The sequence below is a fragment of the Luedemannella flava genome (assembly GCF_039528515.1).
GTDB lineage: Bacteria > Actinomycetota > Actinomycetes > Mycobacteriales > Micromonosporaceae > Luedemannella > Luedemannella flava.
In genome coordinates, this window is record NZ_BAAALT010000022.1 from 19,409 (window position 1) to 42,923 (window position 23,515).

General features: G+C 70.6%; 13 protein-coding genes and 1 pseudogene. 6 read left to right on the forward strand and 8 right to left on the reverse strand.

Annotated features, from left to right (window positions below; translation table 11 throughout):
* Nucleotides 1-7 precede the first annotated feature (7 nt).
* Nucleotides 8-1,114, forward strand: coding sequence for a calcium:cation antiporter (locus tag ABD211_RS05175; RefSeq protein WP_344126757.1), 1,107 nt, complete (start codon nucleotides 8-10; stop codon nucleotides 1,112-1,114).
* On the opposite strand, the gene ABD211_RS05180 is transcribed toward ABD211_RS05175, so the two are convergent.
* From ABD211_RS05180 to ABD211_RS05190, 3 genes are all read right to left on the reverse strand, one after another.
* The gene (locus ABD211_RS05180; protein WP_344126759.1) at nucleotides 1,104-2,174 is read right to left on the reverse strand and encodes a LacI family DNA-binding transcriptional regulator; all 1,071 of its coding nucleotides are present in this window, start codon (nucleotides 2,172-2,174) and stop codon (nucleotides 1,104-1,106) included. The genes ABD211_RS05175 and ABD211_RS05180 overlap by 11 nt on opposite strands.
* Nucleotides 2,175-2,281: 107 nt before the next feature.
* The gene (locus tag ABD211_RS05185) at nucleotides 2,282-8,476 is read right to left on the reverse strand and encodes an RHS repeat domain-containing protein (RefSeq protein WP_344126761.1); all 6,195 of its coding nucleotides are present in this window, start codon (nucleotides 8,474-8,476) and stop codon (nucleotides 2,282-2,284) included.
* A gap of 148 nt (nucleotides 8,477-8,624) precedes the next feature.
* Nucleotides 8,625-11,411 carry a DNRLRE domain-containing protein gene (locus ABD211_RS05190; RefSeq protein ID WP_344126763.1) on the reverse strand — a complete coding sequence of 929 codons (2,787 nt, stop codon included), beginning with the start codon at nucleotides 11,409-11,411 and terminating at the stop codon, nucleotides 8,625-8,627.
* Nucleotides 11,412-11,723: 312 nt separating this feature from the next.
* Between ABD211_RS05190 and ABD211_RS33845 the strand changes: the two are divergent.
* A pseudogene (locus ABD211_RS33845) lies at nucleotides 11,724-12,260 on the forward strand (AfsR/SARP family transcriptional regulator); the annotation flags it as partial.
* Between the two features lie 320 nt (nucleotides 12,261-12,580).
* On the opposite strand, the gene ABD211_RS05200 reads toward ABD211_RS33845, so the two are convergent.
* Entirely contained in the window at nucleotides 12,581-12,928 is a 348-nt protein-coding gene (locus ABD211_RS05200) for a hypothetical protein (protein WP_344126767.1), read from the reverse strand.
* 38 nt (nucleotides 12,929-12,966) lie between these two features.
* Between ABD211_RS05200 and ABD211_RS05205 the strand changes: the two genes are divergently transcribed.
* Together ABD211_RS05205 and ABD211_RS05210 are read left to right on the forward strand one after the other, a co-directional pair.
* Nucleotides 12,967-14,664, forward strand: a complete 1,698-nt coding sequence (locus ABD211_RS05205; RefSeq protein ID WP_344126769.1) for a tetratricopeptide repeat protein — start codon at nucleotides 12,967-12,969, stop codon at nucleotides 14,662-14,664.
* 30 nt (nucleotides 14,665-14,694) lie between these two features.
* On the forward strand, nucleotides 14,695-15,090 hold the full coding sequence (locus ABD211_RS05210) for a hypothetical protein (protein WP_344126771.1): 396 nt from the start codon (nucleotides 14,695-14,697) through the stop codon (nucleotides 15,088-15,090).
* Nucleotides 15,091-15,137: 47 nt separating this feature from the next.
* Here ABD211_RS05210 and ABD211_RS05215 read toward each other — a convergent pair whose 3' ends face one another.
* The 3 genes from ABD211_RS05215 to ABD211_RS05225 form a co-directional block, all read right to left on the reverse strand.
* The gene (locus tag ABD211_RS05215) at nucleotides 15,138-16,340 is read right to left on the reverse strand and encodes a hypothetical protein (protein ID WP_344126773.1); all 1,203 of its coding nucleotides are present in this window, start codon (nucleotides 16,338-16,340) and stop codon (nucleotides 15,138-15,140) included.
* 119 nt (nucleotides 16,341-16,459) lie between these two features.
* Nucleotides 16,460-17,236 (reverse strand): maleylpyruvate isomerase family mycothiol-dependent enzyme, encoded by a 777-nt coding sequence (locus ABD211_RS05220; protein ID WP_344126775.1) that lies wholly within the window; start codon nucleotides 17,234-17,236, stop codon nucleotides 16,460-16,462.
* Between the two features lie 292 nt (nucleotides 17,237-17,528).
* Nucleotides 17,529-19,046 (reverse strand): cellulose binding domain-containing protein, encoded by a 1,518-nt coding sequence (locus ABD211_RS05225; protein ID WP_344126777.1) that lies wholly within the window; start codon nucleotides 19,044-19,046, stop codon nucleotides 17,529-17,531.
* A gap of 225 nt (nucleotides 19,047-19,271) precedes the next feature.
* Here ABD211_RS05225 and ABD211_RS05230 point away from each other — a divergent pair, with 225 nt between their 5' ends.
* Nucleotides 19,272-20,324 carry a LacI family DNA-binding transcriptional regulator gene (locus ABD211_RS05230; RefSeq protein ID WP_344126779.1) on the forward strand — a complete coding sequence of 351 codons (1,053 nt, stop codon included), beginning with the start codon at nucleotides 19,272-19,274 and terminating at the stop codon, nucleotides 20,322-20,324.
* A 59-nt stretch (nucleotides 20,325-20,383) separates the two neighbouring features.
* Here the strand turns inward: ABD211_RS05230 and ABD211_RS05235 are convergent, their stop codons facing one another.
* Nucleotides 20,384-21,268 carry a carbohydrate-binding domain-containing protein gene (locus ABD211_RS05235; RefSeq protein ID WP_344126781.1) on the reverse strand — a complete coding sequence of 295 codons (885 nt, stop codon included), beginning with the start codon at nucleotides 21,266-21,268 and terminating at the stop codon, nucleotides 20,384-20,386.
* Nucleotides 21,269-22,089: 821 nt separating this feature from the next.
* Between ABD211_RS05235 and ABD211_RS05240 the strand changes: the two genes are divergently transcribed.
* Nucleotides 22,090-23,514 carry a glycosyl hydrolase gene (locus ABD211_RS05240; protein WP_344126783.1) on the forward strand — a complete coding sequence of 475 codons (1,425 nt, stop codon included), beginning with the start codon at nucleotides 22,090-22,092 and terminating at the stop codon, nucleotides 23,512-23,514.
* The last annotated feature ends 1 nt before the right edge of the window (nucleotide 23,515 follow it).

A 23,515-nucleotide genomic window follows, 5' to 3' on the forward strand; every position in this document is an offset into this window, starting at 1 on the left:
TGGCGGGATGACGAACAACTGGCGGGCGCTCACCCGGTGGACGGTCGTGGTGCCCGTGCTCGCGGTGGTGGTGCTCGCCCTCGTGTGGGGACGCCACCTCGCCGGGCCGGTGGTCCTGCTGGTCGCCGTGCTGCTGGCCGGGGCCGTGCTGGCCGCCGTGCACCACGCCGAGGTGATCGCGCACCGGGTGGGCGAGCCGTTCGGGTCGCTGGTGCTCGCCGTGGCGGTCACCGTCATCGAGGTCGGGCTCATCGTCACCCTCATGGCCAGCGGCGGGGAGAAGGCCGCCTCGCTGGCCCGCGACACGGTCTTCGCCGCCGTGATGATCACCTGCAACGGCATCCTGGGGCTCTCCCTGCTGGTCGGCGCGGTGCGCCGGCGCGTCGCCGTGTTCCACCCCGAGGGCTCGGGCGCGGCGCTGGCGACCGTGGCCACGCTCACGACGCTGTCGCTGGTGCTGCCCACGTTCACCACCAGCAAGCCCGGCCCGCAGTTCTCCACCGGGCAGCTCACCTTCGCCGCGGTCGCCTCCATCCTGTTGTACGGCGTGTTCGTCATGACCCAGACCATGCGCCACCGCGACTACTTCCTCCCGGTCAACGAGACCGGGCACGGCGACGCGGCGGTGGTCGAGGAGGACCACGCCGCACCGCCGCCCGCCCGGGCGGCCGCCGTCAGCGCGCTGATGCTGTTCGTCGCGCTCGTCGCCGTGGTGGGCGACGCGAAGGCGGTCTCGCCGGCGATCGAGAAGGGCGTGGCCTTCCTGGGCCTGCCGCTCAGCGCGGTCGGCGTGGTCATCGCGCTGCTGGTGCTGCTGCCGGAGACCATCGCGGCCGTGCGCGCCGCGCGCCGCGACCGGATCCAGACCAGCATCAACCTCGCGCTCGGCTCCGCCATCGCCAGCATCGGGCTGACCATCCCCGCCATCGCGCTCGCGTCGCTCTGGCTCACGGGCCCGCTCATCCTCGGCCTGGGCCCCGCGCAGATGAGCCTGTTCGCCCTCACCGTCGTCGTCGGGATCCTCACCGTCGTGCCGGGTCGCGCGACCGTGCTGCAGGGCTGGGTGCACCTCGTGGTCTTCGCGGCCTTTCTGGTGCTCGCGATCAACCCGTGATCGTGGGCGGTGGACCGGTGCTCTCGCGGACCGTCAGCGTCGTGGCGAGCTCGATGCGGCGCTGGACCGGCCGTTCGCCACGGCCGAGGGCGAGCGCCAGCTCGGTCGCCGCGGCGGCCATCTCGGCCAGTGGCTGGTGCACCGTGGTCAGCGGCGGGTCGACCCAGGCCACGACCGGCAGGTCGTCGAAGCCGACCACGCTGAGGTCCTCGGGGATGCGCAGCCCGGCGTCGCGGGCCGCCCGGTACACCCCGATGGCCTGCACGTCGGTGGCCGCGAAGATCGCCGTCGGCCGGTCGGGCAGGGCGAGCAGCGCGCGACCCGCGGCGTAGCCCTCCTCGTGGTTGAGGTCGACGCGGCGGACCAGCTCCGGGTCGACCGGGACGCCCGCCGCGTCCATCGCGGAGCGGTAGCCGTCCAACCGCGCACGGCAGCACAGCACGTGCTCCGGCCCGCTGATCATGGCGATCCTGCGGTGGCCGAGCTCCAGCAGGTGCCGCGTCGCGCTGCGGCCACCCATCCAGTTGGTTGCCCCCACGTACGGGGCGTCGTCCGGCAGGTCGGCGGCCAGGTCGAACACCACGAACGGGATGTTGCGGGCGATGAGCTGGTCGCGCTGCGCCTTCGACAGTTGCGCCACCGAGACCACGCACCGCGGCCGGCGGGCGAGCGCGCCCTCGACCCAGCCGCGCGTCTCGTTGGGCCGCTGGTCGAAGTCCGACAGCACCACGCCGACCTGGTGCTCGCGGGCCGTCTGCTCGACGCCCCGGATGATCTCCAGGCCCCACAGGCTCTCCAGCTCGCCCATGACGAGCTCCATGATGTCGGAGCGGTTCGTCGGCTCCGGGCGCTGGTAGCCGTGCTCGTTGATGAGCGCCTCGACACGGGCGCGGGTCTCCACACCGACGCCCGACCGCCCGTTGATCACCTTGGACACGGTCGGGATCGACACGCCCGCCTGCTCCGCGATGAACGCGATGGTGACCGACCGGTACGGGTCGCCGGGACGGGTCTCCGACCGTCCGTGCCGCCCGTCGGACCCGGTGCCAGGAACCGGCACGCCCGCCTCCCATCGACGCACATCACGGCATTGCCGCCGCCAGGATAACGCGGAGCCGAAACGGCTCCGGTGTGGCTGAAAGATCCACACCGGAGCCGTCGCGGCGATCAGACGTACTGCGGCGTGAACGGGTTGCTCTTCCGCACGGTGGGATAGTCGTTATTTGGCTTGGGCTTGAGGCCCGGCACCGGCGGATTGAACAAGGGCCTCGTCTCGGGCGGCGTGGCTTTCTCGGCCGGCTTCGGCGGTGCCGGCTTCGGCTGGAACGCCGGCGCGCCGAAGATCTGCGTGTGCAGCGAGTCAGCGCACCTTCCCGCGAAGCTGCAACCCTGGAACAGGCCATCCGCCGCGAGGAAGCTATTGCCCATGACATCCCAGGTGGCACGAACACCGCTCATGTTGGTGCCGAAGGCGTGCGTGGTCTGGGAAATGTCCAGATAGGTCTGCCTCTCCATCCTCTCCATCTTCTGCTGGTAGGCAGCCTTTCTGGCGTCCCGCCGCCCCGGCGTGCCCTTGGGCAGCTTGCGGACCGGATTGGAGGTCAGCGGTTTAGCGGCATCCGCCACCTCGTCAGCCGCGTTCAGCGCCCTCTCCGGCAGCTTGCCGATCCGGGCAATCTTGACAACCGGGACGATGGCCGCGACGCCGATCACCCCGTCCACGATCTCACCCTTGGCGAACGACTTGCCCGCGTCGTAGGCGCCCAGTGCGGCGGAGGCGTACATCAGGCCCACGCCCACACCGGGCACGCCGGCGAGGAAGATCGCCGCGATGCCGAGCGCCAACGAGTAGCGGTCCGCGTGCTCCGCCACGTGACTGACGATCTTCTTGACGAATCCGAACAGCAGGCCGGTCGGGTCCGCCTTGCTCGGCGGCGCGTTGTTGGCGTAGGCGTACCCGTTCATCTGCTGCGGGTCGTGGACGTCGACGACCGGGTCGGCGGAGATGAACCGGCCGATCGCCGGGTCGTACTCCCGGGCTCCGATGTGGGTGAGGCCGGACGGGTCCAGCGTGCCACCGACGAAGCCCTTGTCCAGCGCGGCCGGCCAGGTGGCCGAGGTGGTGCCCCGCACCGCCCCGAACGGCAGCGTCCGGCGCCGGCTCGCCGTCAGGTCGCCGCTGGCGACCGTCACCTCGGCGGTGCCGTGGTGGTCACCGACGACCCAGTGCAGCCCGGCTCCCGTGCGTACCGCGATGGTCTCGCCGCGCGAGTCCTCGTAGTGGCGGGTGCCCTTCTTCGCGCCGGTCGACTTGGTGTAGCGCAGCTCGCTGCCGTCCGGCAGGTAGAGCGTCTTGCCGGTGCCGTCGTTGCGGATCAGCCGGTTGCCGTCGACGTCGTAGGTGTACGTCGTGCTGGTCGTGCCCTCCTTGAGCTCGGCGAGATGGCCTTCCGCGTCCCAGGTCAGGGTCTGGACGGTCCCGCCCACCGTGCGCTTCGTGGTGTTTCCCCGCGTGTCGTAGTCGAACTCCGCCACGGTTGCCGAGCCCGACGTCACCGACGTGAGCGTGTGCGGCTGGTCGGCCTTCGCGGCCGGGTACGTGTAGGTGCGGGTGATGTCCGTCGCGCCGTGCTGGACCTCCTTCGTCCGGTTGCCCGTCTCGTCGAACGTGTAGCTGTGCCAGTACGGCGCGGACTGGCCGAGACCGGCCACGCTCGGCGCGGCCGCGCAGTCGCCGGAACCGGCGGTCCACGCCTCGGTCATCCGGGCCAGGTGGTCGTAGCGGTAGCACTGGGTGTCCACCGCCTGCTGGTACGGCGAGTCCGTGACCTTCGTGAGGTTGCCGGCCGGATCGTACGTGTAGGCGTACTTCGCCGGGGTCGGCTTGTTCTCCAGCGAGACCGTCGTGCCCGTGAGGCGACGGGTCGGCTCGTCGATGCCGTAGTTCACGAAGACGCGGCTGCCGTAGGCACCCAGCGCGAGCTGAGTCAGCTGCCCGAGCTTGTCGTAGACGGAGTCGTAGACGTACGAGGTGAGACCGGACGTCGAGTAGAGCGGCAGGCCCACGTCGTTGTAGCCGTACACGATCTTCTCGGACGTCAGGTCCCCCACGGCCGGCAGTGTCTTGCTGGCGAGCTGCCCGTCGGCCCGGTAGGTGTAGGACGTCGTGTAGGTGCCGGCCAGGCCGGTCTCCGCGTCCGGGATCACCAGCTGATCCGTCAAGGGCTGCCCGGCCACGTCGAACGACGTGGTGGCGGCGCTGTAGACGGTCGCCGACCCCGAGTAGCGGACGACCCCCGTGGTCCGTCCGATCGCGTTGGCCAACGCCGTGCCGTCGGGCTTCTTGTCGTAGAACCACTCGGTGCGCTTCGCGCCGGTGGTCGAGCCGTCCCGGACGGTCGTCTTGCGGCCCAGCTTGTCGTAGGTGAAGGCGAGCGTGGTGTCGCCCGTCTTCGTGGTAACGAGCTGGCCGACCTTGTCGTACGTCCGGATCGTCGTGCCCGCGTCCGGGTCCACCGAGGTGGTTTCCCGGCCCCACTGGTCGTACGTGTGGCTCCAGACGTTGCCGACCGGGTCCGTCACCGTGTCCAGGCTTCCCCCGACGGTGTACGTGTAGCGGGTCCGGTCGAAGGTGGACGCGGTGTCGCTGCCGACGTTCCCTGCGGCGTGGTACTGCCGCAGCTCGGTGACGCGGCCACGGGCATCCGTGACGGTGGTCGTGGCCGTGCCGCCGGCCGGCGGGGTGACGCTGGTCCGCTCGCCGGCGTAGGCGGTGGTGGTGCGCCACTTCTCCAGGCCGAGCGCGACGAGGATCTGCGCGGTCTGGCGCTCCGCGCCGTCGTAGACGTACCGGGTGACGGCCGGCACGACGGGCTGCCCGACGGCGGTCACCAGGGTCTTGTTCGGCGCGGTGTTGGAGGCGTCGTAGTAGGGCTGGGACTGGCTGACGAGCAGGCCCCGCGAGTCGTACAGGGTGTCGGTCAGCGTGCGACCGCCCCCCGGCGCCTGCGTCTGCACCTGTCGGGTGCGCAGCTGCCCGTCAAGGAGCGTGATGGACGTGCGGTACGCGTCACCGGTGGGCAGCAGCGTCTTCGTGGTCACCGCCGTCGGCGCCGTGTTGCGGACGTCGTAGGCGTAGGTGTAGTTCGCGCTCTGGCTGCCCATCGTCCGACCCGGCAGCCAGACGCCGGTGAGGCGGCCCAGACTGTCGTAGACGAGGTCGGTGACGGCACCGTTGGCGTCGGTGATCCTCGTGGGCTGGTTGAACGCGGGCGCCACGACGGTGGTCGTGCTGTAGCCCGCCGGGTCCTTCGTCACCACCTGGGTGACCGGCCCGGTCAGCGACGGCGTGTAGGTCGTCGAGGTGGCCCGGCCGAGCGCGTCGGCGAGGTTGGTGACCCGGCCGTTGGTGTCGTACGCGGTGGTGCTGGTCGTGGTCCAGCTGGGGGTGCTGCCGCTGAACGTGGCGCGTTCGGTCTTGACGACGTCACCCTTGGTGGGGGCGGTGCCCCAGGCCTTGCTCGCGTCGTCGTAGTAGTGGCGTAGCAGGGACAACGAGTCGCCCGGGTAGGTCGGCGGGTCGTCGCACGTCACCCCGACGGTCTCCACCTTGGACGGCCGGTCGAGGATCCACAGCGTCTCGTTGCGGGTGTACGAGGTGGTGGTGCACATGTCGTCGGCGGCCGTCCCCGTGTCGCCGAGGTCGTCCTCCGTGAGCACCAGGCCGTCGGCGTTGTACGTGTAGTCCGTGCGCGTCCACCGCGTCGACCCGCTCGCCAGCTTGGTGCGGTTGCGCACCAGGGACGGGCGCACCATGTAGGCCTCGCGCGCGCCGACCTTCGCGGTCGGCCCGTTGACCCAGTAGCTCGTGATGGTGCCGGAGATCCACGATCCGCCCGCCCCGTTGAGCACGGTCGTCTCGCGCAGTTGGCCGGCGAGCGCCTCGCGGTCGGTCACCGAGGTGCCCTGCGAGTCGACGATGGCGGCCGAACGGGTCCCCGACGACCGGTGGTCGCCGTCCATGCCACGGAAGTACAGGTACTCCGTGGCCGACTGGGTGCCGGTCGTGAGCCCCTTGCGGACCCGCACCTTCGAGTACCCGCGGTACTGGTCCCACGTGCGCCGCTTCGGGATGGTGACCAGGCTCGACGTGTAGTGCCAGGCCGGCGTGTCGAGGTAGTCGTAGTTCCACTGCTGGTTGTCCGAGGCGCCGGTGGCGTCCCAGACGTCGAGGCGGGTCACCACATACCGGTGGAACCAGTCGAGCTTCGGGTCCTGCCCCGTGTCCGGCGGCGCGTAGTACTGCGGGTAGCAGCGCTTGGTGTTGGTCTCCGGGTCCGGCAGCGTGGTGCGGGTGCAGTCGGCCCCGGCGTACGTGATGGAGATCTGGTTGCCGGTCTCCGTGGTGATGTAGGCCATGCGGAAGCGGTTCAGCCCGGTCCGGTTGTCGGCCGGCCCGTCGACGCGGTTCGGCTTCGGGTCGGCGCCGGGCGCGAAGACGATCTCCGGCTCGGTCAGCGTCGAGTTGAGGATGCCGGAGCCGCTGTGCGTGACCCCGCTGAGCCACATCGGCTTGCCCTCGTTGTTGCCGGCGTCGAGGAACTGGTGGCGCAGCGTCCACGTGTCCACGGTGCGGAAGGCGTTCGTGCCGGTGGCGATCTGCGCCCGGATCGCGGTGAGCCGCTTGGCCGTCCAGAACGTCGGGCTGAGCTGGTCGGTGCAGGGCGTCGCCTTGCAGTACTGGTCCCAGGGGGTGTCCGGCCAGTTGGCCGTCGTGGGCGAACTCGGCGCGGTGCCGCAGGAGGACAGGCAGCGGTCGTCCGTGGCGAAGACGATCTTGGCGGCCGGCGTGGCGGTGAACTCGGTGCTCTGCCGGGTGCCGTAGGTGATGCTGGTCAGGTAACCGCCGCGCACGTACGTGGCGCGCTTGGCGGGGTCGGCCTCCTTGCCGTACGCGCCGGTCTCCTTGGCGTAGAAGTACGTCATGGTGTTGTCGTGGGTGTCGATGACGTAGTCGAGGTTCCACCGCCACGCCTGGGTGCACACCGCCGACGCGAACGTGGCGTTGTAGCAGGGCTCGTCGGGGTGGTTGCCGTAGACGGGCGCCGTGAAGACCGAGTTGGTCTCCGGGTTGCCCGACGCCCAGCCGACCTGGTGGTTACGCCCGAAGAAGTACTGCATGCCGTCGGTCGTGGTGACCTTCCAGTACTCGCCGTCGTTGTCGCCGTTGCCGAGCCCCGTGTTCAGGACGCGCTCGATGCGCAGGCCGTCGTCGGAGAGGCTCTTCCAGAGGCCGTCGCCGACGCTGATCAGCTCGCTCGTGGAACCCCCGAAGGAGAGCGTCGCGTTGTACGAGTGCCAGCACAGGTCGCCGGTCTTCTTGCTGGCGTTGTTCGGCGCCTTGCCGCCGACCTCGTCGGTGTCCTCGGCACAGCCGCGGTACTGCCGCTCGATGTAGCCGGGCCACGTGTCCCACCCGTCGCCGACCCAGGAGCCCTGGTTGTTGGACGCGGAGGTGAGCCCGTCAACGGCGCCCGACGAGTACGACAGGGCGAGCTCCGGCACCGGCCCGCCGACGCCCGGCGGCGCCTCGATCGGCAGGCTCCAGCTGAAGTCGCCGGCCTGCTGGTTCATCTGCCACGTGGACGCGGCGGACAGGCTGGTCGCCCGGTAGTCGCCGTTGTCGCCGGCCGGCGCCGCGGCGGCGGCCAGCGTGACCGCGCCGCTCGCGGCGAGCGTGACCTGCGCGGTGACCGTCCCCTTGGCGGCGTTGTTGGTGCTGGCGACCGGCGTGGCCGTGGTGCAACCGGCCACCGTGGGCGTGGTGATCGCGCACTCCGGCAGGCTCACGATCCGCATCCGGGTGGCCCAGTCCGCCCCGTACGCCTTGGCGAAGCCCGCGTAGTCGACGTCGACGGCGACGTCCCCGGAAGCCGCGGTCGCGGCCGCCCGGGCGACCGAGAAGAGCACGCCCGAGACGGCGGCGGCCGTCGCGGCGGCCATGTCGACGTCGGCGACGGTCGCGCGTCGGACCGCGGACGCGCCGCTCATGGCGCCCGACGCGCTCGTGACCCGGCCGGCGCGCACGGTGATGGCGCCGCCGACCTTCGCCCCGGCGGACACGTCAACGGTGCTGGTCCCGGCGGCGGGCCACGTCACCGACCCGCCCCCGTACGCCGAACCGTCCGCGGTCGGGGTGGCGCGTTTCGGCGCCGCCACCGGCACCACGTCGACGCCGTCGACCTGACCGGCAGCGGGCGGCTGCCACCGGTTGACCGCCACCACGACGGCCAGGCCACCGGCCACGACCGCCAGCGCGGTGCCGCTGGCCACCCATTTCGTCAGCGGGCTGAGCCCGCGCAACCATCCGTGCCCAGCCGATCTGTCGCGCGGACCCCCGCGCGAGTGTGCGCCCATGGCGCTCCCCCAAAAAATGAAGATCGAAATCAAGGAGTACGTGCGACGGGGCCACCCGGGCCGGCGACGGCGCCGACCCGGGTGGCAGACCTGCTCAGTTCAGGCAGAGGTTGACGCCCTCGACCTCGGGGACGGCCCGCTCGTAGGCGTGCACCTCGTCGATCGCGCCCTTCCAGTAGTTGGCGGCCACGCCGCTCCCGTTGAGGCCACGCCCGATCACGAACGCGCCCATGGCGTGCCACGGCGCCGTGGTGAAGGCGGTCGCGGCCGCGTTGGGGGCCGTACAGTCGGCGTCGAAGGCCATGATCCGGATCTGCTTGGTCGCCGCGTCGTAGACGCCGGTCAGGTGCACCCAGGCGTTCGTCTTCACGGCGAGGGTGGAGCACGCCTTCACGCTGGTGCCGGCCGAGGTGTCGGCCGTGTCCACCGTGAAGCACCACTTCCCGCCCGACAGGCCCAGCCGGAAGATGCTGTGCAGCGAGCCGTTCTGCGACACGGCGACCCGGTCGGCGGTGTCGGCGGCGTAGACCCAGGCCGCCACCGAGAAGCCGCGCGGATCGGGCTCCGCGGTGGTGTCGTACGGGTCCGGCGAGCCGTCGGTCGCCAGCACCGGCCCGGAGGTGGCGATGTAGCCGGTGCTGCCGTCGAACGTGGCGCCCCGGTCCTCGGTGCCCCGGGCCGTGCCGAAGGCGACCCCGCCGAGCACGCTGCCGTTGAGGAACCGCAGGTCGGGGACGGTCTCACCCTCGGGCTGACGCAGGGCGTTGACGGCCACCGTCGCGCCCGCCGCCTCGTCGAGGCTCCAGATGCCGGCCGAGACCTCGGCGCTGGCCACCCGGAACGTGTACGTCGACGCGGACGAGGAGCGGCCGGCCGCGTCCCGGCCGAGGACGGTGAGCGTGCGTGGCCCGTCCTTCACCGGCTTGACGGTGATCTTCGCGGCCTTGTTGGTGTCCAGGCTCGTCGTGATGGTGTGCTTCTTCGTGTCGTCGAGCCACCACTCGTACTCGACGATGTCCTTGCCGCCGTTGGGCGTGATCTGCAGTTGGCCCGCGACGCCCATGCCGCCCGACGCCTCGCCCGAGTCGTCGTCCTCGAAGTAGAGGGCCGGGTTCACCGGGGCCACCTTCGGTGGCGGTGGGTTGACCATGTCGGTGGTGAAGTTGAAGTAGTTCGACCAGGCGCCACAGTCGTAGGCGTCGCACGCCTGGACCCGGAACCGGTAGCCCGCGTCACCGCTGAACGTGGGCGAGACGGTCCACGCCGCCGTGGCGCCCGACGCGACGCCGGTGACCGTGGCGGTGCGCACGACGCTCCCCGACGAGGTGAAGGAGACCTCGTACTTCACCGACAGCGTGCCGCCGTCGGGGTCGGAGACCTTCGCCATGAGCTTCGGCGCCCGGTTGCTGACGACCGCCGGGCTGGCACACGCGGAGTCGCACGGGCTGATGCTGAGCGGGCTCGGCTTGTTCGGCGGCCGGTTGTAGCTGACCTGCAGGAAGGTCCGGTCCGCGCCCTCGTAGAACTTCTTCCACTGGGTCTGGTCGGTCTCATCCGACGCGCGCAGCGCGAACGCGGCCCGGTTGATCTTCGCGTCGACCTGCTTCTGCACCAGCTTGGCCACGCCCGAGGAGGCGAACTCGGCCAGGTGGTCCGGCTGCGGGCAGCTCGACTCGTTGGCGTGCATCGACTTGGTCTGGATCAGGCTGACCATCCGCGACTTGGTGTTGTTCCAGGTCAGCGGCGCCCAGTCGGAGACCTTCGTGGAGGAGTACAGCTGCACGGGCGTCGCCGTGCAGGACGCGGAGTGGTCCAGGGTGAGGAACACCCCGGCCGACTTGACCGTCATGCCGAACAGGCTGGAGATGTCGAACTGGAAGAAGCTGCGCCACGTGTTGCTGGAGCCGTACTCCCGGCCCACCCGCAGCGCGTTGCGGTAGCCCGAGGAGTAGTACGACGTGTCCGGCGCCGCCTTGTTGACCACCGTGTACCCGGTCCGGTTCGCGCTGAACGACGGGTCGATGTAGACCGGGAAGACGGTCTGCGGGTCGGTCAGCACGCCCGCGTCCGGCACCACGGTCAGCGTGCCCTTGCCGAGCTTCTGCGGCATCTTCACGGTGCGGTGCGGCCGGTCCGGCGCGCCGCTGCCCGGCCGGGGCGAGTCCCACATGAGCGCGTCGGAGGAGCCGAACACGGTCCGCCCGGCGCTGTCGCGCGCGTCCACGTTGCCGTCGGCGCGGCGGTGCAGGCTCACGCCCTTGGTCGCTGTCCGGAACGTCAGCGCGGCAAGCGCCGGGTTCTTCGCCGCCGCCCGCGTCTTCACGACGAGTACCTCGGAGAAGCCGTGCGCGTCGGCGGTGACCGTGAGGTCGACGCCGGGCAGCACCTCCGCGTAGGTGGCCGTGTCGCCGTCGAGGGTCGGCTTCGGCAGCGCGGTCGGCCAGCCCAGGGCGAGTTCCTTGCCGTCCTTGCCGAGGCTGGCCAGTGCCGCGTCGCCGCCGCCGGAGAACCGGATGTCGGTGCCGGTCGCGGCCGGCCGCACCGAGCCGTCCGCCGCGAACCGCAGCGTCGTGTCGACCGGCACCCAGCCGTTGTCCCGGCGTACCCGCTGTGGGCTGAGGTCCTGCCGGAGCGTGAACGAACCGTCCGGGTTCGCCACCGTCAACGCCGTCTCGGTGGTCAGGTCGGTGATCTCCACCTTGCCCCGGCACTCGCGGGCCCGCTTCGACGCCTCGTCCGGCTTGGCCACGGCCGCCGGACAGGCCGGCACGGCCGCGGCGTCCGCCGCCCGCGCCAGCACCACCGGCACCAGCGCGCCGGCGGCCAGGACGGCGGCGGCCCCCAGCCACAGCGCGACCCGTCTCGTTGGTCTCGCACTCATCTGTGTGATCCCCCTCCAGCCGTCGGTTCTTCGACCGCCGGCGTCCCCCATCGACGACCACACATGCGCCCCGTCGCGTCACGCACGGTCACTGTCGATACGTCGGGCAGACCGTATTGATCGCGCCTTGTAGATTCCTTGTGGTCGGACACTCCGGGGGGAAATGGGGAACCGGCGATGGAGTTTCGCCTGCTCGGGCCCGTGGTTGTCAGCGTTGACGACCAGCCGGTGGCCACCGGACCGCCCAAACACCGCGTCGTTCTCGCCGCACTGCTGGTCGACGCGGGTTCGCCGGTCACGGCGGAGACCCTCATGGAACGGATCTGGGGGGACGATCCACCACCAGAGGCCCGTAACGCTCTGTACAGCTACCTGGCGCGCGTGCGCGGCGTCATCGCCACCGCGGCGTCCGCCAGCGGCGTCCAGGCCGCGATCGTCCGCCAATCCGGTGGGTACGCCCTGGAGCTCGACAGGGACCGGGTGGACCTGTTCCGGTTCCGTCGCCTCGTCGCCGCCGGCCGCGACACCCGGCTCGACACGGCGTCGCGGGCGGCGTCGCTGGGTGCCGCGCTCGACCTGTGGCGCGGCGACCCGCTCGCCGACGTCCCCGGCGACTGGGCCGACCGCGCCCGCGTCTCGCTGACCGGCGAGCGGGTCGACGCGACCGCCGCGTGGGCGGGCCTGCAGCTCGACATCGGCGGCCACGACGAGGCCGTGACGGTCCTGCGCGCGTCGGTCGCGCGTCATCCCCTGGCCGAGCCGCTGATCGCGGCGCTGCTGCGGGCGCTGTACCTGTCCGGACACGCGGCGGAGGCGCTCAACACGTTCGCGGTCGCCCGCCGTCGCATCGTTGACGAGCTGGGCGTCGAGCCGAGCGAGGAGCTGCGCGCCGTGCACGCGGCGATCCTGCGCGGCGAGTTCGTCGGCACCCGGGCCAGCGCGCTGGAGGGCGTCGTGGCGGTGCCCCGACAGCTGCCCGGCGACGTCGCCGAGTTCACCGGGCGGACGGCGGAGCTGGCCCAGCTCGACGCGCTCACCGCCCGTACCGGGTCGGGCGGCGTGCCCGCCATCGTCATCTCGGCGCTGTCGGGCACCGCCGGCGCGGGCAAGACCGCGCTCGCGGTCCACTGGGCGCACCGGGCGACCGCCCGGTTCCCCGACGGCCAGCTCTACGCCGACCTGCGCGGGTACGGGCCGGACCGGCCCGTGCCGGCCGGGCAGGTGCTGGGCGGTTTTCTCCGGTCGCTCGGCGTCGAGCCGACGGCCGTGCCGGAGGACGTCGCCGAACGGGCCGCGCTGTTGCGCAGCATGCTCGCCCGCCGGCGGGTCCTGCTGGTGCTCGACAACGCCGCCGACGTGGAGCAGGTCCGGCCGCTGCTGCCCGGCACAGCGACCTGCTGCGTCGTCGTCACCAGCCGCGACAGCCTGGCGGCGCTCGTGGCCCGGCACGGCGCGCAGCGCCTCGTCGTGGAGCTGATGACGGAGGCGGAGTCGGTGCGGCTGCTCGGCGCGCTCATCGGCGACCGGATGGCGGCTCCGGGCGCCGCCGCCNCGGATGGCGGCTCCGGGCGACGCCGCCGCGGCCGCCGCCGTGGCGGCCGCGTGCGCGGGCCTGCCGCTCGCGCTGCGGATCGCGGCGGAGCACCTGGTGGCCCGGCCGTACCTGTCGGTCGCCGCGCTCGCCGACGAGCTGCGCGACGAGCGACGCCGGCTGGACGTCCTCGACTCGGACGGCGACGAGCAGACGGCGCTGCGGACGGTCTTCGCCTGGTCCTACCGGAGCCTGACGCCCGACCAGGCGCGGGCGTTCAGCCTGCTCGGCGCCCACTTCGGCGTCGACCTCGACCGACGGTCGGCGGCGGAACTGCTCGGCGGCCCGCCCGCCGGGGCCGCCCGCCAGCTCGACGCCCTGATCCGCGGGCACCTCGTCCGGCCGGTCGGCGCGGACCGCTTCGACATGCACGACCTGCTCCGCGCGTACGCCGCCGAACGGGCCGACGAGCTGGCCGAGGACGAGCGCCGCGCGGCGCTGACGCGGCTGCTCGACCACTACCGCGCGCACGCGGCGCTCGCCATGAACGTGCTGATCCCGTCCGAGTGGGCCCGCCGGCCCACGGTCACGGCGCCCGAGAATCCCGACCCGGCGGTCGCGGACGCCGCCGGGTCGCGCGCGTGGCTCACCGCCAACCTGGCCAACCTCGTGGCGGCGGTGGGCTTCGCGGCGGACAACGGCTGGCCGGAGCACGCGACGCAGCTGGCCACGATCATCGGCCGGTTCCTCGAGAACGGCGCGCACTTCGAGGCGGCCGTCGAGGTGCACCAGCACGCGCTGCGGGTCACCCGCGCCCGCGGCGACCGCGCCGGCGAGGCCAACTGCGAGCGCTACTTCTCGGTGATCCGGGGCCGGATCCGGCGCTTCGACCTCGCCGCCGAGCACGCCCGCCGCGCGTTGGACCTCGCGACCGGGCTCGGCGACCGGCTGGCCATGGCGCAGGCGATGAACCTGCTCGGCACGTTCCTCTGGCAACAGAACCAGTTCGCCGAGGCGCTGCCGCACCTGGACAACGCGTTGCGCATGGTCGAGGAGCTGGGCCAGCGCGGCGCCATGGTCATCACCCTGGCCAACCTCACCGGCCTGCACAACGACTGGGGCCGCTACGAACAGGCCGCCGCGTACGGCGAGCGCGCCCTGGCCATCGCCGTCGAGATCGACGACAAGCCGGCCGCCGCCCGCGCCGAGGGCAACCTCGCCACCACGTACGAGCACCTGGGCCGCCACGCCGAGGCCCTCGCCCTGCGCCAACGCTCGTACGAGCTGTTCCGGGTCACCGGCATCCACATCCTGGCGAGCCAGGCGCAGGCGCGGCTGGCCAACTCGCTGCGCCTGATGGGCCGCGCGGACGAGGCGCTGAGCTGTGCCGAGGAGGCGCTCGCGGTGGCCCGCGAGATCAGCGACCGGCCGGGCGAGGCCGAGGCGCTGGAGGTCCGCGCTCTACTGCGCCGGGACGCCCGGTCCACGGATGCCGCCGAAGCCGACTTCGCCGCGGCGTTCGACATCGCCGTCGAGGTCAACGACCGCCGGCGGATGGCCAGCGCGCTCGTGGGCCTCGCCGAGCTGTGCGCCGCCACCGACCGGCCGGACGAGGCGCGCACCCACGCGGGCGGCGCCCAGGCCATCGCCGTCGAGCTGGGCGACCGCCCGGTCATCGACCGCGCCGAGGCCCTGCTGGCCGCCCTCGCCAACGTCCGGTGACCCTTATGGGTCTTGTACGACAATTGTCCTATGACTGCCAAACCTCGTCGTTCCGCTGGCTCGTACACGCCGCTTGAGGGGTGGTTACACAGCTGGGGGGTCAAGCGGCGCGATCCCGCCGCCGACCGCGCCGCCTTCGACGAAGGCCGGACCCTCAAGGTCCTCTGCCTCCTCTGGACGCCCGGCAAGACCAACGCCAGGGGCGGTTGGCTCTCCCTGACGAAGGACCGCGACCTCGTCTGGCGCAAGACCGGCGGATCCGAAGAGCTGACCATCCCCGCCGGAGCCGCGCTGCGGCCGTCCGACCGGAAGGCGGCCTTCCGCAGCATGACCGCGTTGACTCTGGTGACGGATGACGGGGCGCACGACATCGCCGTCCGCACGATCGACGCCGACCTGCTCGCCCGGGCGCTCAGCCACTCATGAAGGCCCTCGGCTGATCCCCGAGGGCCTTCATGAGCCGTGCTGAGGCGTCAGTCGACGTCCTCGCCGAGCAGCGTGCGGGTGACCCGGGCGGTCTCGCTCTCGTGCACGGTGACCGCGTCCAGGATCAGACCGGAGGCGACGAACACGTCGTTCGCGCGCCGCGCCAGGTAGCCGGCGAGCAGGGTGACCGCCGGCCGGTGGCTCTTTGCCACGTTCGCCATCTCCCCCTGGCTCAGGATCCTGATGCCCAGGTCCAGGTGCTGGCCGCACTCGATGCGCCAGCGGGTGTTGACCGTGTTGATGGCGGCGTCGATGCGCGGCGAGTGCTTGCCGGTGGCCGTCTCCACCCCCGGCGGCAGCTCGTAGAACGGCACCCACGACTCGCCGCGGCCCAGGTGGATCGCCGACGGCGGGAAGCCGGCCGCGTACATGAGCAGCGTGCACGGGAAGCACGACGCCATCTTCGTGGTCTCGGAACCGGCCGCGATCTCGAACGGCGTGCACCACGGGCCGCGCTGCACGCAGGTGTAGATGGCCTGGATCATGCCGTGCGTGTAGCCGACCACGTCACCCGCGCCGGCCGGCTGGTCGACCATGCCGTCGATCTCCGTCCGGCCGCCGATCAGGCCCCACGGCGTGTTGCTGTTGTCGCGGGCCGGCGCGTCCGGCTCGGTCCTGTAGGCGAAGTGCCTCGGCAGCCAGCGCTCGCCGTACAGCTCGGGGTGGCGGTCCGGCACGGTGAACCGCATCGTGGACTGGATGCTCGGGGTCTTCCCGACCGGGTCGTCGACGAAGCCGGTGTAGGCGCCACGGCCCTGGTACCCGATCGACGTGGCGCCGGTGACCGACGCGAGCTCGCGCAGGATCGAGGCGGTCGCCTCGCTCTCGACCGCGTGCCGGGCGGCGAACGGCCGGGCCGACGATCCGACCGCCCCGGTGATCAGCGCTCCCTTGTGCCAGTCCGGCGCGAAGACCGCGCGCGCCTCGCCGCCGAACCGGTAGTGGTGCAGCGCCCCGTTGATCCGGTCGCACGCCTCCCGCAGCTCGGCGAGCCTGTCCTCGGGGTCCTCGTTCGGGGCCGGGGTCGGGTCGACGGCGAACTCGACCGGGTGCCCGACCGCGAACCGCGAGGCCGTGAAGCCCAGGATCGTGGCCGTCATGATCACATCGGCCTCGATCTTGTACCGCTCCGCGGCGTCCTTCGGGCTGAGCACCTCATCGGTCAGGATCGTGGTGGTGTGCCGGTACATCTGACCTCCCTGTGACTGGTCGAGGCAGATTGCTGCCTCCACCCGTGCAGAGAGCCCGCGACGGCGGCCAGATACATCGCTAAGCCGACAGCTCACAAAAGCCTGGTCAGCTGCCGGCGTCAACCGAAGCTGGCCCGGTCCAGCCAGAAGTCGAGCATGCCGGCGTCGCCGGTGACCTCGATCCCGTCGCCGTATGTGGGCCGCCGCTTGTAGATCATCAGCAACAGCTCGGCCACCGGGGCGGCGACGGCGACCGTGGCCAGCGCCGGGCCGTGCCGCCAGACGATCTCGCCGCCCGACAGGTCGACGAGCCAGTCGGCGCGCACGTCCGTCGCGTGCAGGGCGACCGTGCGGCGGGGTCCGAGCTGCTCCCGCCAGCGCGGTTGGTACTCCCGCATCTCGGGCGGCGACACGAGGTCCAGCCACTCGTCGATCGCGTCGCGGGCCACGTCGTCATCGACCGCGAACGACCTGCCGAGCGCCAGGGTCGCGTCGGCTCCGTGGATCAGCGTCTCATGGGCGAAGCGACGGGCGTAGAAGGCCGCGTATCCGCTGGTCACCGGGGTCCAGAGCCGGACGCTGGGGCCGGCGGCGCGCAGCGTCTGGTCGAGCTGGCCGGCGGTCGTCACGAGCCAGTCGCCCAGGACGGCCGGATCCTCACCGACGTACCGCGACAGGTCGCGGAAGTGGGCGTCCGAGGGCGGCTGGAGTGCCCGGTCGCGGACGATCTCCTCAGCCCACCCGAGCCCGCCGCCAAGATGGCGGACCAGCTGGTTGAGGGTCCAGCCGGGGCAGGTCGGGACGGCCGTCGACAGGTCGGCGCCGGCGATGTGCGACCGCATCAGCTCGGCCCGCTGCACGATCTCGGCGCAGTGCCGTCCGAAACCCAGGCTCACAGCGTCACCCTAAACGCGGCGATCGCCCCCGTCAGTCCGACGAGCCGTATGGAGGGGCCCCTCACGTGACAAACACCTGAGGGGCCGCTATTCCTGAGGCCTGTCTCGGAGTACCCGACTCCGCCGTCACGCGGCGCGATAATCAAGATCATCATTTCGTGATCAACGAGCGTGCACCTGCACTTTCGCCCACCGAACGCCGATCAGGAGCCAGGCACAGCGCCTCCCGACCAGCCAACCGCGGGAGCCGCCACCTCGACTTCGAGACAGGCCTTGGTTGGCGGCTACGGCGTCACGGGCTGGTGCAGGTGAGCGATGGCGTCGATGGCGATCCACTGCCGAGGAACCCGAAAGACGTCGATGCGTTCGCGTTGACGGTGCCGTTCCAGCTGAGGTTCTTCACAGTCACTGCGGAACCGTTGGTGGTCAGCGTTCCGTTCCAGAGCTGGCTGATCGTCTGCCCGCCGGCCAGGGTCCAGCGCACCGTCCAGCCGCCGATCGTCGAGGTGCCGGCGCGTACGGTCACTTCACCCTGGAAACCGCCTGGCCAGGAGCCGATCGTCGCGTACGTTGCGGTGCAGGCACCGGCCGACATGCTCGTCGGCGCCTGGGTGGTCACCGCGGTCGTGGTGGAGGGCGGCCGGCTTGTGACGGCCGATGTCGTGGCCGGCGGCCGGGTGGTCGCGGCGGCTGTGGTGACCGGGCGGGTGGTTGTCACTGGGGCTCGCGTTGTGGCCGCCGGTCCGGTGGTGGCTGTTCCCTCGTACTGGGCGGCGACCTGGGCGAGGTCGGTTCCCGTTCCCTTCATGTAGGTCTGGTTGACCCAGGTGGTGAAGGCGGTCTTGGTGGCTGCCGAGGAGGTGCCCGACCAGAGCTCTTCCTTGTCCTGGTCGAAATACGAGATCAGTTTCAGGTCGGGGTAGCGACCCGACTGCAGGGCGGTGGACATGTCGTTGATCCACTGCGCCTTGTTGCCGCCGTCCTCGCTGGAGGCGATCTCGCCGATCATCACCGGGCGCTTGGGGGCGACGGCACGTGCCTTCGCGTACGCGCTGGCGTACAGGGACTCGAAGCCGGTCCAGTAGTTACCGGCCGGATCCCAGGACGGACCGAGACCCCAGTTGTACCCGTCGATGCCGACCCAGTCGACGTACGCATCACCGGGATAGGACCGCGCGGGTTCGTTGTAGGAGGCATCGGGGGTAGAACTGGCGTTGAAACACCACACCCACTGCACGTTGGTGCCCCCGGCCGCGACGACGAGGTCGTGCACCCGTCGGTAGGCGCTGACGTACAGGGCCGGGTTGCTGCCATTGTTGACGATGCCCCACGGGTACCAGTTGCCGTTGAACTCGTGCCCCCAGCGCACCATGATCGGTGCGCCGACCGAGGCGAACTCCGCGCCACGTGCCTTGATGTAGGTGTCCCACTTGCCGTCGATGATGTCCTGCAGGTGGATCTGGTTGGCGTCGGTCGCGCTGAGCGCCGTGTTCCAGGGCTCCCAGGTGAAGTGCGTCATGATGCCCTGACTCCACAGCGCCTTGGCCTCCGACACGTTGAAGGCGTTGCCGGTGGCCCAGGCATCGAACCAGAAGACGCTCGCCGGGGTCACCCCGTACCGGCTGGCCGTGCCCGACGCGATGGCGGTGGGGTTCGTCTCGCGGAACACCCCGAGGTACTTCGTTGACGCGTCCGCGGCGGTGGCCGCGGTCGGCGCGGTCAGCATCGCGCACACCAGGGCGGCAGCCAGCGCGCCGGCGGCCGGGATGACCACCGTGCGTCGCCGTAAGCGGGTCAGGTGGAGTTTCACGTTGTCCTCTTTCTCGGCGGGTGATCGGGATCGGTGAATGTCGCAGGCCCGATCCTGGGCCCCGGCGGTTGCCAGCGGTATCACATCCGAGGTGTCAATAAGATTTCTGCAGTTCATAGGGCTGTGCTCTACGAACGTTTCTGAAATTTCCGCGAACCATTCGGCACCCAGGACCAAGATCGATCGCTGGGTGGGCGGAGGGCTGTTCTCGCGTACGATGCGTGCGTGAGCGCGACCAGCCCCGACGCCCCCGCGAGCCGGCGACCGCGACGGGAGATGACCGTGGCGCACATCGCCCGGCTCGCCGGCGTCTCGGCGCCGACGGTCTCGAAGGTCATCAACGGGCATACCGGCGTCGCTCTCGACACCCGCCAACGCATCGAGGACATCATCCGCGAGCACGGCTACCAGCGCGCCGACTCCGGGCCGGTCAGTGTGCCGATCGTGGAGATCCTCTTCCAGGCCCTCGACAGCCTGTGGGCTTTGGAGATCATCCGCGGCGTGGAGCAGGCTATCCGCGATCGTGGCCTCGCGGTCGCACTCACCGAGATGCAGGGCCGCCAGACTCCCGGCCGCGCGTGGACCGAGCAGCTGCTCACCCGTCGGCCCCTGGGTGTCATCGCCGTCTCCGCTGACCTGACCACGCGCCAGCACGCTCAACTGCGCGCCCGCGGCATTCCGCTCGTCGCGCTGGACCCCACCGGCGAGCCGGCTCACGCGATTCCGTCGGTCGGTGCCACGAACTGGAACGGCGGACTGCTGGCCGCCCGCCACCTGCTCGACCTCGGCCACCGCCGCATCGCCATGATCAACGGACCGGACAGCTACCTGTGTTGCCGGGCTCGCTTCGACGGCTACCGGGCCGCGTTGGAGACCGCCGGTGTGGATGTCGATCCCAGCCTGGTCGCGACAGCGCCGCTGTACGTCGACGGCGGCATCGCGGCGGCGCGTCGCCTCCTTGACCGGCCCGATCGGCCGACCGCCATCTTCACCGGCAACGACCTGCAGGCCCTGGGCGTCTATGAGGCCGCCCGCCAACTCGGCCTACGCATCCCGGAGGACCTCAGCGTCGTGGGCTTTGACGACCTGCCGTTCGTCCGCTGGTCGACGCCGGCATTGACCACCGTGCGCCAGCCGCTGGCGGAGATGGGCGCCGCCGCCGCGACCACCCTGCTCCGCGTCACCGCCGGCGAGGCCCTCGAGCACGACCGCGTCGAACTGCCCACCAACCTCGTCGTCCGCCACAGCACAGCCCCGCCCCCGACTGACACCCGGTAGCGCGACCCTGCCCGGTTCGCCCGCGGCCGGCTTGCTCAGCCAGCCGCGGGCACCCACGGTCAGATCGCGGGCACACTCACCCAGAACCGAATGTCGTTGCTCAGGTTGGCTGAACTCCTGTTGAGCTGGTCGCGGATCCAGTACACGGCGGTGCGGTAGTTGTTGATGTCGGTCGTGTTCGGGTTGCCCAGGCCGGAGGAGCCGTTGCGGTGCCCGGCGAACCAGGTGTTGGTGCCGTAGTAGCTCTGGCTCTGGTGCAGGCACGAGACGTCGGCCGACAGGTTGCTGTTGAGCGCCGCTCCGTTGTTGTACTGGCTGGCGCTCTGTCCCCGGAACTGACTGCACGCGGTGCGAATCATGAGCCAGTTCTGCTTGAAGATCCCGAAGTTGGCGGCGTCCCCGGACTTGTTGTCCCCGTAGGCGTAGTTGGCCCGCATGGTGTCGGTCTCCAGCATCGCCACCGCGAGATCGAGCACGTTCCCGCCCGCGTTGCGGACCTGAGTCTTGCGGTTGCCCAGGCCGCTGACCGTGTACGAGCCGCACGACATTCCGCTCGGGCATGCCGAGGTGCTGCCGCCGCCGGAGCCGCCCGAGCCACCCGGATCAGCCCTGCCGCCGCGTACGACGCAGGACCTGTTGTTCTCCCAGCCCCAACCGTCACCATCCGGGTCACTCGCCGACCCGTTCACGCAGTACGGGTAACCGTTCGACGCGGTACCGCCCGAACCGCCGCTCGACGCGCCCGGGTCGGCCCTACCGCCCCGCACGACGCAGGACGCGTTGTTCTCCCAGCCCCAACCGTCACCATCCGGGTCACTCGCCGACCCGTTGGCGCAGTACGGGTAGCCGTTGGACGCGTTTTCCGCGTGCGCGGTGTACGCGACCATCGTCGTAGCCGCCGCAGCGACCGCTGCCACCGCGAGCAGCACGATCCGACGCACCATCGCGATCTCCTCACCTCATGGCATCGACCAATTCCGATGCGTCGGGCTAGTGTGGGCTACTTAATCGGTTCAGTCAACATTCTCGTAACACCACCGACGCACGAGGCTTACAGTGGCGAGGAAAGACGCACGGCCCGCCGAACCGGTTTACTCGCTAGGCTGACTCACCGGTCGCGTTGCAACGGTTGACGTGTCGCCTGCGACCGTGGCCACGGAACCGCGGAGGCGTGAGCGTCGGGGCGCAATTGCATCGTCGCAACGATCGTCCTTGCGTATGCGTCGCGTCGATGACCCGATGCAGTGAGCGACCACGCCGGGTGCTCGCAGGACTGTATAGCAAGGCCCACCTCGCTAATTGGTGCGCTCAGAGCGACGTATGATCGGCGCCGCCGGGCCCGGACGCCCCCAGGGCCCCACCGAGTAGAGACCGCGTTCGAAAGGCGATCGGCCGGAATTGAAACTTCCATTGCTCCTCGGTGGCCCGGCATAAGCGGGAAGCACCCGACCAACCACGTGTCGGTCGGAGCCGGTCATTCGCACCGAGCCCGTGCGGCCACCTTATGACCTGCTCTTTTACTGCCAGACACCGTGGTGACGCGAGGTTCAGCCGCGAGCGACCGTGACGGGTTGATCGAATTGCGACGCTGCAACCGCCTGTTGCGAGCGTCGAATCGGCGTGCTTAACATTTCGGCGGGAGTCGATGTTTCGAAGATCGTTTTTGGGTTCCCATTCCTGTGCCGGCTGCGGGCATCGCCATGTCCGTCTGGCATGCGAGCCAGGTACGGGCTTGCCTGACTCCGCCACTTTGTATGGAGTTCACATGCGAACAGCAAGACGTAGAGCGGTCGTCCTTGTGACGGCGACCGCGACGCTGGTGACCGCCGGTGTGGTGACGGCGGTGAATGCGCGGGCGGCAACCGGGTGCCGGGTCCAGTACACCGTCACCAACCAGTGGCAGGGCGGCTTCGGCGCCAACGTGAACCTGACCAACCTGGGCGACCCGGTGACCAGCTGGCGAGTCACGTGGACCTTCGGGGCCGGGCAGACGGTCACCCAACTGTGGAACGGCAGCGTGTCACAGTCCGGCTCGGCGGTGGCCGTGACCAACGTCAGCTACAACGGCACACTGGCCGCCAACGCCACCACCGCGTTCGGGTTCAACGGCGCGTGGAACGGATCCAACCCTGTTCCGACCAGCTTCGCCATGAATGGCACCACCTGCACCGGCACCACCACAGGCGGCAGCACCTCGGCGGCACCGACCAGTCGCCCGCCGGCCACCACGACAACTCCGGCCACGAGCCGACCTCCCGCCACCACGGCCGGTCCGGGTTCCAGTTGCGGGGTGAACCCGGTCGACCCGGACGCGACCGCGTCAGCGAAGCGGTTGCTGTGCTACCTCTACAGCCAGTACGGCAACCACATCCTGTCCGGTCAGCAGGAGTCGGTCTGGATGGGCAGTCCGGACTACGAGATGAACATCATCCGCAGCGCCAGTGGCAAACTCCCCGCGATCCGAGGATCTGACCAAGGGGACTCGAAGGACTGGGGTTCACGCGGTTTGGCCTGGTGGAACGCTGGCGGCATCCCGATGGTCGGCTATCACATGGGCGCGACGAACCAGGGCACGGACGGCTACTCCGGCTCGCGGATGCGCGGCAACATCACCGCCGCACTCACCGCCGGTACCGCCGACAACGGCCGGCTCAACACCCGGCTGAACGAGTGGATCGGCCAGTTGAAGATCATCCAGAACGGCGGCGGCGCGGTCCTGTTCCGTCCGTGGCACGAGGCGTCGGGCACCTGGTTCTGGTGGAGCATGGAGGGCGCCGCCCTGTACAACCGGCTCTGGATCTACACCTATAACTACATGCGGGCGCAAGGCGTGCACAACCTGGTCTACCTGCACCCGTTCAACGGCTCCCCGAACTCCGCATGGTACCCGGGCAGGCAGTATGTCGACATCGGCGGCGCCGACACCTACGCCGGCGATCACGGCCCCCTGACGTCGATGTACAACGCCTGCCGAAACGTCTACGGCACCAGCATGCCGATCGCGCTGCATGAGAACGGGCGCATCCCCGACCCGGCCCAGCTGCAGTCGGCCGGCTCCCGGTGGGTGCTGTTCAACACCTGGCACACCACGTTCATCAGCGACACCAGCATCAACCCGACGTCGTTCGTCAACACCGTCTACAACAGCTCCTACGTCGTCACCCGCGATGAGGTGCCCAACCTGCGCTGAG

Excerpts from the sequence above, each read along its gene's own strand:
- ABD211_RS05175 (WP_344126757.1), top strand. The coding sequence starts at position 8 with ATGACGAACAACTGGCGGGCGCTCACCCGGTGGACGGTCGTGGTGCCC.
- ABD211_RS05190 (WP_344126763.1), bottom strand. The coding sequence starts at position 11,411 with ATGAGTGCGAGACCAACGAGACGGGTCGCGCTGTGGCTGGGGGCCGCC.
- ABD211_RS05200 (WP_344126767.1), bottom strand. The coding sequence starts at position 12,928 with ATGAGCGCGCCGAGCAGCCGCACCGACTCCGCCTCCGTCATCAGCTCC.
- ABD211_RS05205 (WP_344126769.1), top strand. The coding sequence starts at position 12,967 with ATGGCGGCTCCGGGCGACGCCGCCGCGGCCGCCGCCGTGGCGGCCGCG.
- ABD211_RS05210 (WP_344126771.1), top strand. The coding sequence starts at position 14,695 with ATGACTGCCAAACCTCGTCGTTCCGCTGGCTCGTACACGCCGCTTGAG.
- ABD211_RS05215 (WP_344126773.1), bottom strand. The coding sequence starts at position 16,340 with ATGTACCGGCACACCACCACGATCCTGACCGATGAGGTGCTCAGCCCG.
- ABD211_RS05235 (WP_344126781.1), bottom strand. The coding sequence starts at position 21,268 with ATGGTGCGTCGGATCGTGCTGCTCGCGGTGGCAGCGGTCGCTGCGGCG.
- ABD211_RS05240 (WP_344126783.1), top strand. The coding sequence starts at position 22,090 with ATGCGAACAGCAAGACGTAGAGCGGTCGTCCTTGTGACGGCGACCGCG.